A 10,297-nucleotide genomic window follows, 5' to 3' on the forward strand; every position below is an offset into this window, starting at 1 on the left:
TTAAATTTCCTTCACAACTTCGAGCTTTTGCCGCATCGTATCGTAGGCTTGAAGCACCTTCCCGCTCTCCGATACTTCCGCCACGCCGACGCGCCACCACGATTCGTAGCCGTCCGTGTTCGTGCCCGGAAGCACCTTGATTTCGATCAAGGTGGAGACGGTTTGCTCCTTGGCGCTCTTGAGCGCTTCCTTCAGCTCGTCAATCGTGCGCACCGAGTACGTCTTCACACCGAGCGCCCGCGCATAGAGCGAGAAGTCGACCGGCACATAGTCGCCTGTCAGCCTGTTCGTATCGGCGGAGCGGTAGCGGAATTCGTTGCCGAAGCCTTGGCTGCCGTGTCCGCGCTGGAGATTATGAATGCACTGATAGCCATGGTTATCCAGGAGCAGCACGTTGATTTTCCGCCCTTCCTGGATGCTGGTTAGCAGCTCGGAATGAAGCATCAGGAAGCTGCCGTCGCCGACGAACGCATACACCTCGCGCCCGGGATCGGCCAGCTTCACCCCAAACGCTCCCGACACCTCGTAGCCCATGCAGGAAAAGCCGTATTCCATATGGTACGTGTTCGGATGGTCGCATCTCCACAGCCGGTGAAGGTCGCCAGGCAGGCTGCCAGCAGCACATACGACCACATCGTTCGGATCAAGCGATGCGTTGATTTCGCCGATGACTCTCGTCTGCGACAAACCGTCCGGCAGCTCCATAGCGTACAAGCGGTCGACCTCTTGGTCCCAAGCCTGCTTCTCCGCCTTCAGCTCGTCGGCAGCGTATGCGCTTTCATAGCCGGCCTTCCCCAAGGCGTCCTGCAAGGAGATGAGCGCTTCCTTCGCATCGGCGACGACCATGTGCGCATTCAGCTTCATCGCGTCGAAGGAGCTGACATTAATGTTCAGGAACGATACGTCCGGATGCTGGAACGCGCTCTTCGATGCGGTCGGAAAATCGGCCAGACGCGTTCCCACGGAAATGATCAGATCGGCTTCCTTCGCCAACCGGTTCGCGGCAAGCGATCCGGTTACGCCAACCGCGCCCATATACAGCGGGTGATTCCACGGCATTGCGCTTTTGCCGGCTTGCGTCTCGGTCAACGGAATCTGGAACGTTTCAGCAAAGGCGATCAGTTCCTTCACCGCCAGCGAGTAATGAACGCCGCCCCCGGCGATGATCAGCGGCCGCTTCTTACCGTGAATCGCTTGAACCGCCCGTTCCAACGCGCCCTGCGACAAGGTACGGCGCTCGATGTAATGGACCCGCTTCGCGAAAAATTCGACCGGATAATCGTACGCCTCGCACTGCACGTCCTGCGGAAGCGACAGCGTCACCGCGCCCGTATCGACAGGATCGGTCAGCACGCGCATCGCGTTCAGCGCCGCCGTGATCAACTGCTCGGGCCGGGAGATGCGGTCCCAATATTTGCTGACCGGCTTAAACGCATCGTTGGCTGAAATCGTGTAATCGGTCGGATCTTCGATTTGCTGCAATACAGGGTCCGGCTGTCGGCAAGCGAAAATATCTCCGGGCAGGAACAGCACCGGAATGCGGTTCACCGTCGCGGTCCCCGCCGCCGTTACCATATTCAACGCGCCCGGGCCGATGGAAGAGGTGCACGCGAAGATTTCAAGCCGGTTTTTCTGCTTCGCGTAAGCCATGGCCGCATGCGCCATGCCCTGCTCGTTTTTGCCTTGGATGAACTGGAGTGCGCCTTTGTCCTGCTCCAGCGCCTCGCCGAGACCTGTAACGTTCCCGTGCCCGAAAATCCCCATGACGCCTTTGACAAATTTGCGTTCTTCCCCATCGATCTGGATGTACTGGTTATCCAAAAATTTCAGCAATGCCTGCGCCATCGTTAAACGAATCGTTTTCATACAGGTCCTCCCTTTTATGAGTATGCGCTTACCCTATATTCATGAATAAAGAACGATACTTGGCAAAAAAACGTTTTCATTTTTTCGCGATTCCTTTGAAGCAGCTTCCTTTATCCGGTGAATTTAGGATTTTACATGGTCTCGCAATCACCGTTTCGTTAATAAAACCGCTTACATTTCAACAAAAAGCTTTGAGCAGACCGTTTGAAACCAGAGTGTTTTATTTCGAGCTTAGAGTAAGCGCTTTACCTTGCATGTGTGATTATTATAACTCACGCTTTCCTTCGTTGGCAATAATCAATTTAAAATGTGCGACGAAAGTCCCTATAATTTGAATCGTTGAACCGTCCCCTGCAGCTCTTCGGCCATGGTCGATAGTACCGAGGTATTCGCCGACAGCTCCTGTACCGAAGCCAATTGCTGCTCGGTCGCTGCCGACACATGCTGGGTCCCCGCCGCCATCGTCTCGGATAAAGAGGCGATCGATTCCATTGACCGGACGATCTCGTTAGCCCCGGCAGACAATCGGCTGGCATCGGCAGACACGGCTTGCACCTGCTGCGTCGCCTCGTCGACCAGCTGCTTGATCCCTTCGAATATGCGTCCCGCAGCGCCAGCCACCCGGATTCCGTCCGCCACCTCATGGGACGCCGCAGCAACCGAGCCGACGACGTGCCCCGTCTCCGCTTGAATATTATGCACCAGCGCCGCGACTTGCTTGGCGGACTGCCCGGTCTGTTCGGCCAGCTTGCGGACTTCCGCCGCAACGACCGCAAAGCCCCGCCCGTGCGTGCCTGCTCTTGCCGCTTCCACGGCCGCATTCAATGCCAGCAAATTGGTCTGCGTGGCGATATCCGATATCACTTTGTTCAACTGTCCGATTTCGGCGGAACGCCGGCTCATGTTCCCAATGACGTGGTCCAAGTTGTTCATCGTCGCCTGGATCGAATCCATCTGGCGGATGACAACGCCGATCTCCTTGTCTCCGGCCGATGCCTTGTCCAACGCAAGCCCGGACAACGAACCGGCCTGCCTGCCGTTATCAGCAATGCGCCGAATCCCCTCCAGCATGCCACCGATCGACTCCCTGCTTCGCTCCACAGCTTGCACCTGCTTCTCCGAGCCATCCGCCAGCTGCTGCATAATTTCCGTGATATGCTCGGCGGCGGTCCCCGTTTGTTCCGAGCTTGACCGCAGCTCCCTGGAAATTCCTACGACCTGGCCCGAGCTATCGTTGATTTGCCGGACCAGTCGCCGCAAGCTGTCGGCCATGCGGTGAAAGGAATTCGCCAAATCCCCGATTTCATCCTGCCGCCGGACACGCACATCCTTAACCCCGAGATTCCCCTCGGCGATCCAATCGGCCGCTTTGCTGAGGGTTACGAGCGGTCTTGACAAGTATCGCGCAAAAGCAAAGCCGATGAGGACAGCCACGGCAAAATTGCCAAGACTCACCCATAGGGTGAACATCGTTATGTTATGCACGAGACTCCGGTTCGCTTCCATCTCTGCGGCCATTGTCCTGTCCTGCCGGTCGGACAAATCCTGCGCGAACTTCGTAATGACCGCCCCCAACGGAACAATGCCGGTTCTCGCTTCCTGGCGCGCACTTTCGGTATCTTTGCCGGCCAACTGAAATACTTGTTCCGCTTTCGTACGGTACTGCCGGTTCAGCTCCATGATGTAACCAAGCTTCTCTTCCTCGCCGGAATCGGCGAGCAGCGCCTTGGACTGCGTCAGCTCCTTCTCGATCAGCTCGTTCGCCTGATTCAGCTCGGCAATATAAGCGGAATCCTGCGTCAAAAGGTACGTGTTCAGGCTGCCGTTCTGCACGGCCGTATGAAACTTGATCTGGCCCGCGATCGTCTTCAGCTCTCCCTGCCTTTCGATCAAGTTGGCATACGACCGGTTCATTTGCTGCAGCGAACTGTAAAACAAAGCGCTGGAAATGCCGGAAATGACCGCCAAAGCCAAAAAACCGCCCGCCAACTTTTTACCGATGCTCATTCTCACCCGGATGACCCCCATTTTGTCATTGTGCTGAAATCTCTTTTGAAAGCGTTTACCATTTTCTCGTTGCTTTTCTGAGGCTGACTGGATATAATTAAGCTCGACAGATGGTTAAGCGCTTTATTAATTTTAAAATAACGGATTCCCCCGCGATTTTCAATCCTTTTGTGCACGTCTTATTATGATCTCAACATTCCCGCGTGATGAAGGAGCGACCTATTATGACGACGAATGAACCGGCTCAATTCGAAATGTTCCGCGATCCGTTCAAAATGCTGATCGTGCTGCTGAATCTTGTCGCCGAGCAGCAAGGGATGGAACTGGACTATGAGAAGGTGCCCTCGTTTGAGAACGAGACGTTTTTGATCCGCCATGCGAATAACGGCGACATCTCTGACGAGCGTATCCCTAATTTTATTTACAAAAAGGACGGGACCGAAATTACCTGGTATCACTATTTAGGCCGGGATATTTACTGCAGCAAGGACTTGTCCCGCGAGGAGTACAACAAGATGTTTGTCGACTGCATGGCTTCGCTGTATCAATTGAACGGGTAACCTTGTGGACCGGCGGCTGGCGCTATGAACCAACGTGCGTCAGCCTTTTTGTTATTCCGGGGCCAGCTTTCCGCGAAAATATCCCCGCCACCAATAGCAGCGGGGAAGAAAATTAAGAACGTATCTCTATATCACTGAAACGTTAAAAGCACCGACCGCAACGGCCACAGCGGAACCCGCAACGGAAACCACCGCAGCCAAAGCAGCGGAAACCACCGCAACCAAAGCAGCTGCAACCACCGCAACCAAAGCAGCCGAAACCGAAACCGAAACAGGTGAAGAAGCATAGACGAGCTTCACTAGGTGAGCCTTGAAAGTGAAGTGGCACCGGCGGGCCTGCTTGAAAATCGGAAACGCTCAATCCCTGAAGCTCTCGTTTGAAATCGTCCATTTTTTTTACCTCCGTTTTATAGACCTCGATAAAACATACTTTAATTTATGAATTGAACTCCGCTCTTGTTACGGTTGGCAAGCTTCTTTTTCTTACACTCCGTTTATTTTCGATTTATAAATCTCCCTTATGCTAAGCAGCATCGACAAACCGAAGCTAAAGGAGAAATCACCATGACGAACGAAAAAACGAATGTGACTTTGGTCATCGTCGGCCTGCTGCTTGGCATGCTGATCAGCGCTCTCGACCAGACGATTATGGCGACGGCGATGCCTACCGTTGTGCAAGAATTGGGCGGACTGTCTTTGTACAGCTGGATTTTCTCGATCTATATGCTGACATCAACCGCCAGCATGCCCATTTACGGCAAGCTTGCCGACTTGTACGGCCGAAAAAAGCTCTACATTGCCGGTATGACGCTGTTTATGCTCGGCTCGGTACTTTGCAGCTTAGCGGGGGGCATGATGGAATTGATCGTTTTCCGCGGGTTGCAAGGCCTTGGGGCCGGGGCGCTGATGCCGCTTGCCGTGACGATCATCGGCGATCTTGTGCCGCTGGAGAAGCGGGGCAGGATGCAGGGAATGTTCGCCGGCGTCATGACGCTGGCAAGCGTCATCGGCCCCGCCATCGGCGGAATGTTCGTGGAATATTTGAGCTGGCAGTGGGTGTTTTATATTAACCTCCCCATCGGCCTTGCCGCAATCCTCATTCTCATCCCGGCTTTGAAGGAAACCAAAAACCATGGAAAGCCGTCCATTGACTGGCTCGGCGCGCTAACGATGTGCGGGTCGGTCGTCGCGATCCTGCTTGCTCTCGTCTTGGGCGGAGGGGAATCCGGACTCGGCTCGGGGCAGCATAATTCTTGGAGCTCGCCGCAGGTTGCAGGCTTGTTTCTGCTCGGGGCTGTGCTGCTCGCTTTGTTCCTGTGGATCGAAACGAAGGCAAAAGAACCAATCATCCCTTTGCCGCTGTTCCGCAATCGTATCATTTCCGTCACCTCTATCGTCGCTTTCCTGATGAGTGCGGGCATGTTCGGCGCGGTGACCTATATTCCGCTGTATGTCCAGGGCGTCATCGGGGTAAGCCCTTTACTTGCCGGCTACATTTTGACTCCGCTGATGCTGGCGGTCGCCGCTGCCGTGACGCTCGGCGGACGTCTGATGGATCGATTCGCTTACCGCACGTTCAACGTGCTCGGCATGGTGCTGATGGGACTGGGCTTCAGTCTGTTCGCCACGATGGATGCGGACACCACAAAGCTGCAGGTCATTGTCTATATGATTGTCACCGGGTTCGGGATCGGCTTGATTATCCCGACGCTCAACACTTCGGTCATCGGCGCCATCGGCAGAGAACGGCGCGGTACCGCCACGTCGCTGGTACAGTTTTTCCGGTCGATTGGCGGAACGATCGGAGTCAGCGTCTTGGGCGCCCTGATGACCGGCCGGATGGCTTCCGGCACGGCGGGATTGGGCGAGCGTTTCGCCTCCCTCCCTGCGGATCAACTGGACAAGTTCACCGACCCGCAGGCGCTGCTTGATCCGGCAGTCCGCACGCTGCTTCCGGCTGATCTGCTCGCGGAGCTGCAGAACGTGTTGACCCATGCGGTCGACGGCGTATTCCTTGCGGGAACGGTCATCGCCGCCATCGGGCTCGTCGCCGCGCTCTTGATGGGCAATGCGAGAATGATCCAACCGGCCGCTCCCCCCGCAGCCTCGGCAACCGCCGACGCGAAACGAACGTAAGCGCGTTTGAACGAAAACCGTACAGTCCTGTCACGGCATCTGCTGTATAATAGAAGCAAGATTCGAAAAGGAGGCTGCGGTTCCCATGGCAAAAATTCTCGTCGTGGACGACGATCCGCATATCCGCAGGCTGATCAAGATGATCATGCGGGGCGAAGGCTTCGAGGTGCTTGAAGCCGCCGACGGCGCCAAAGCGATGCGAACGCTCGAAGCGATAAAAGCTGATCTGGTCATTCTGGACATTATGATGCCGGGGATGGACGGCTGGGAGCTGTGCCGCGAGCTGCGGGAGCATTACGACCTTCCCCTGCTCATGCTTACCGCTCTGGGGGATACGGAGCAAAAAGTGAAGGGCTTCGACCTCGGCACCGACGACTACCTCGTGAAGCCGTTTGAGTCCCGCGAGCTCGTCGCCCGGGTGAAGGCGCTGCTCAAGCGGTACCGGATCGCCGCTTCCCAGATCGTGCAGGTCGGACGGGTGCAGCTTAACCAAAAAGCATATGAAGTAACAGAGGACGGCATCGGGCAAACCTTACCGCTCAAGGAGTTCGAGCTGCTGTTCCGGCTGGCGAGCTATCCGGGCCAGACGTTCTCGCGGGAGCAGCTCATCGAGCTCATCTGGGGCTGCAATTTCGAAGGCAACGAACGGACGGTCGACGTGCATGTGAACCGGCTGCGGGATCGTTTTCCCCCGGAACGCTGTGGATTCCGCATCCGTACGCTCCGCGGGCTCGGTTACCGGCTGGAGGTGCTGCTGCCATGATGCTCTGGCCGAAAGCGTGGCGAGTCGCCGCATTCGCGCTCTCCATCTTATTTTTCTGGAGCATCGGCTTTGCGGTCGCATCGGGGCTGGAGAGCAGCTATGCCAAGCAGCATACCTGGGAACGAATGCTCGCTAGCGGCGCAGCGACCACAGCGCTTATGGCGAAGGACCCGGCCCGGGCAGACGATGTGCTGCGCCAGCTCGCTCTGCTTCTTCCGGCGCGCATCGTGCTGGTGGAGGCGGACGGACGGCATATCGCCTACGGTGAGCAGGCGGAGTCGTTCTCCGGGGAGATCAGCCGAGAGGCTGCGGCGAACGTGTTCAACGGCGGTACGCTCCGTTCGTTCGAACGGTCGGACCTGCTCGGTCCCGGCGAAGCGACGATAGGGCAGCTGTTTGCGGCGAATGGACGGGAGGCGGCCTTGTTTATCCGCACGGACACGCCGTCGCCGCTCCGTCATTACGGCTGGCAGCTCTTCGCGCTGCTCGTCGGCGGTCTGCTGCAGATGGCGGCTTTGCTCGCCTTCATCCGCCTCGGCCGGACGTCGCGCCGGGAGTTTTTCCACCTTATGGTCGGTACCCTGAACCGGATGGCTAAAGGGGATTTTAATATCAAGCTGGACGCGGATCCGAAACGGATCGGCCCATACGAGCCGCTGGCGTCTGGTATTAACCGGATGGCCGGAGAACTCGGTCAGATGGAGCGAATGCGGCAGGAGTTTATCGCCAACGTCTCCCACGAAATCCAGTCGCCGCTGACGTCAATCAGCGGTTTCTCGCGCGAGCTTCAGAACGATAACGTCAGCAAGGAAGAGCGGATAGAAATACTGGGGATTATCGAGACGGAAAGCAGGCGGCTATCCAAGCTGAGCGACAACTTGCTCAAGCTGACGTCGCTCGAATCCGACCATCATCCGTTCGAACCGAAACGCTATCGGCTGGACAATCAGCTGCGGAAGATCGTTCTTGCCTGCGAGCCGCAGTGGGTCGCGAAACATCTGGAGATGGACGTCGAATTGGACCACGTCACCGTAACAGCCGACGAAGACACCTTGAGCCAGGTGTGGCTCAACTTGCTGAGCAACGGCATCAAATTCGCCCCGGAAGGCGGCGTGATTGCCATCCGGCTGCAGCAGTTGGACGACCGCGCCGTAGTTACCGTCCGGGACAACGGCTGTGGCATCGCCGAAGAGGATCTTCCTTTTGTCTTCGACCGGTTTTTCAAAGCCGACAAATCACGCAGCCGCTCAAGCGGTGGCAGCGGACTCGGATTATCCATCGTCAAAAAGATCGTCGATATGCATCAAGGCACGATAACCGTACACAGCGAACCCGGCAAAGGCGCGGCCTTCACTGTATCGCTGCCGCTCTCCTAGAGCCTGCCCTTTAACGGCAGTTGGCGCTCGTCGCTTCTCCCCGGATCTCCGGGGATATCTACGGCATATACCCGGAAGCTGCGGGAATACTCCCGCCTCTCCGAGCCACATGGCCGAATTCATCCCGGCTCCGTGAAGCAATAGCAGGGGCGGAGCGGTCTTTTCGCCGCTCGCTATCACGAACGTATCCCCATAACGGGTAGGAACGTACCCTGTTTCATGCGGCGACGCCCACTGCTGGAGCAGCGAATCGTACATGCTGTAGACCTCGTTTTTCCCTTCTGCGGATTTAAACGCAACGTTAACTTTCACCGGACTGCGCCCCATTTCGTTACAAGTCTAGAAGCCACGCTTCCGCTTCCCCGACGCTGCCGAATACTCTGAAATCATTTCCTTTGTTGGCTTCGGCCAGCAGCTCTTTAAATCTCCCCTTCACCACCTGTTCGTTCGTTATGATAAGGGCTGCCTTTACGCGATAGTTTATGAATTTTTGCAGCATTTCTCCAGCCAGTCCCGTTTTAAGATTGAAGAAATCGCCGGAAAGGGCTTCCGCGTGAAGCACTAACAGATTGGTGTCATGTTCAAAGCATCTTGCAATAAGATCCAACGCATCTTGTCTTGTGCTCAGCGGCGTTTCGGCAGAAGCGCATTCCACGTATTTTTTCGTACCTCTTTCGATAATTTGAACGTTCATTTGATTTGCCTCCTTCTCTATGGGAATGCGCAATTCGCTGCGCAGCTTCTGAATCCATTCCCATTCGCGCTTGTAGAATTGGATTAAATTGTCGTAGATCATATCCCATAAGTAGATCTCTCTGGCGGTTCTGCCAGGAGAAAACGGGCCTCTGAGCTTTTGTTCTTGCTGCAATAAAATCTGTGTCTGGACTTCCTCTTCATATTTTGTGAGCAGGGCGTTCAATTCGTCACTGTTCAGCTGATCGGCCCAAGCAAGCTGAATCAGAAACGATTTTTTCAAATCCGGTGGTTCGGGCGTGGAAATCACCCAATTCTTCAGCTCGGCCAACCCTTCTTCCGTGATCGTATAAATCTTCTTCGAGGGCGAGCTTTCCTGATGCTGAACTTCGCATGTAGCGAAGCCTTCGTCCAGCAGCTGCACCAGCGATTTGTAAATCTGATTGTTGTTGGCCGACCAGTACATGAAGGGGGATTCCTGGATGATTTTTTTCAAATCATAGCCTGTGACAGATTTCCAGCTTAAAATCCCCAGAATGGCGTGCGTAATGGACATGGCAGTTGTTTCTCCTTACTAAGTATCATATGTTAACAGTAACATATGATATTCTATATTGCAACCTTAGGACGACGAAGGCTCGCTCCCGACAAACAAAAAAATAGAGCCGGCTTCGGCTCTACGTATTACTGGTTATGATCAGGACAGGTGCCTGTCGCGAATACGCGCATAAGTCACCTTCCGGTCTATTTTTTGCGGCATACGTACACGAACGCCGGCGGCACGTTCCACGGAACGAACGCTATTTTTTCCAGAACGAACTTTTGCTGTAGCGCGCGTTTCATCTGCAGCGAATATTGAAAGGCATTGAACACTCCCACCACCTGCGCTAATGGCG

The 10,297-nt window shown here is 55.4% G+C and carries 8 protein-coding genes; 4 read left to right on the top strand and 4 right to left on the bottom strand.

All coding sequences use genetic code 11. The features are described 5' to 3' along the window. The gene (gene iolD / locus PEL01S_RS12675) at positions 1–1,866 is read right to left on the bottom strand and encodes a 3D-(3,5/4)-trihydroxycyclohexane-1,2-dione acylhydrolase (decyclizing) (protein ID WP_063186150.1); all 1,866 of its coding nucleotides are present in this window, start codon (positions 1,864–1,866) and stop codon (positions 1–3) included. Between the two features lie 324 nt (positions 1,867–2,190). Beyond that, positions 2,191–3,873 (bottom strand): methyl-accepting chemotaxis protein, encoded by a 1,683-nt coding sequence (locus PEL01S_RS12680; protein WP_063186148.1) that lies wholly within the window; start codon positions 3,871–3,873, stop codon positions 2,191–2,193. 224 nt (positions 3,874–4,097) lie between these two features. Between PEL01S_RS12680 and PEL01S_RS12685 the strand changes: the two genes are divergently transcribed. Then, positions 4,098–4,433 (top strand): hypothetical protein, encoded by a 336-nt coding sequence (locus PEL01S_RS12685; RefSeq protein WP_063186146.1) that lies wholly within the window; start codon positions 4,098–4,100, stop codon positions 4,431–4,433. A 142-nt stretch (positions 4,434–4,575) separates the two neighbouring features. On the opposite strand, the gene PEL01S_RS35700 is transcribed toward PEL01S_RS12685, so the two are convergent. Then, positions 4,576–4,824, bottom strand: coding sequence for a heterocycloanthracin/sonorensin family bacteriocin (locus tag PEL01S_RS35700; protein ID WP_082867172.1), 249 nt, complete (start codon positions 4,822–4,824; stop codon positions 4,576–4,578). 173 nt (positions 4,825–4,997) lie between these two features. Here PEL01S_RS35700 and PEL01S_RS12695 point away from each other — a divergent pair, with 173 nt between their 5' ends. The 3 genes from PEL01S_RS12695 (at position 4,998) to PEL01S_RS35260 (ending at position 8,708) form a co-directional block, all read left to right on the top strand. Beyond that, entirely contained in the window at positions 4,998–6,569 is a 1,572-nt protein-coding gene (locus PEL01S_RS12695) for an MDR family MFS transporter (RefSeq protein ID WP_063186144.1), read from the top strand. Between the two features lie 85 nt (positions 6,570–6,654). Next, entirely contained in the window at positions 6,655–7,332 is a 678-nt protein-coding gene (locus tag PEL01S_RS12700) for a response regulator transcription factor (RefSeq protein ID WP_063186142.1), read from the top strand. Further along, entirely contained in the window at positions 7,329–8,708 is a 1,380-nt protein-coding gene (locus tag PEL01S_RS35260; protein WP_239551578.1) for a sensor histidine kinase, read from the top strand. Before PEL01S_RS12700 ends, PEL01S_RS35260 begins: the two co-directional genes overlap by 4 nt. A gap of 331 nt (positions 8,709–9,039) precedes the next feature. Here the strand turns inward: PEL01S_RS35260 and PEL01S_RS12710 are convergent, their stop codons facing one another. Further along, the gene (locus PEL01S_RS12710) at positions 9,040–9,957 is read right to left on the bottom strand and encodes a PadR family transcriptional regulator (RefSeq protein ID WP_063186138.1); all 918 of its coding nucleotides are present in this window, start codon (positions 9,955–9,957) and stop codon (positions 9,040–9,042) included. Between the last annotated feature and the right edge of the window lie 340 nt (positions 9,958–10,297).

It is taken from the genome of Paenibacillus elgii NBRC 100335, from assembly GCF_004000865.1.
GTDB classification, from domain to species: Bacteria; Bacillota; Bacilli; order Paenibacillales; family NBRC-103111; genus Paenibacillus_G; species Paenibacillus_G elgii.

What these genes read in the sequence shown, in the direction of transcription:
- PEL01S_RS35700 (WP_082867172.1), bottom strand. Translation starts at nt 4,824, where the DNA reads ATGGACGATTTCAAACGAGAGCTTCAGGGATTGAGCGTTTCCGATTTT.
- PEL01S_RS35260 (WP_239551578.1), top strand. Translation starts at nt 7,329, where the DNA reads ATGATGCTCTGGCCGAAAGCGTGGCGAGTCGCCGCATTCGCGCTCTCC.
- PEL01S_RS12695 (WP_063186144.1), top strand. Translation starts at nt 4,998, where the DNA reads ATGACGAACGAAAAAACGAATGTGACTTTGGTCATCGTCGGCCTGCTG.
- PEL01S_RS12680 (WP_063186148.1), bottom strand. Translation starts at nt 3,873, where the DNA reads ATGAGCATCGGTAAAAAGTTGGCGGGCGGTTTTTTGGCTTTGGCGGTC.
- PEL01S_RS12710 (WP_063186138.1), bottom strand. Translation starts at nt 9,957, where the DNA reads ATGTCCATTACGCACGCCATTCTGGGGATTTTAAGCTGGAAATCTGTC.
- iolD (WP_063186150.1), bottom strand. Translation starts at nt 1,866, where the DNA reads ATGAAAACGATTCGTTTAACGATGGCGCAGGCATTGCTGAAATTTTTG.
- PEL01S_RS12685 (WP_063186146.1), top strand. Translation starts at nt 4,098, where the DNA reads ATGACGACGAATGAACCGGCTCAATTCGAAATGTTCCGCGATCCGTTC.
- PEL01S_RS12700 (WP_063186142.1), top strand. Translation starts at nt 6,655, where the DNA reads ATGGCAAAAATTCTCGTCGTGGACGACGATCCGCATATCCGCAGGCTG.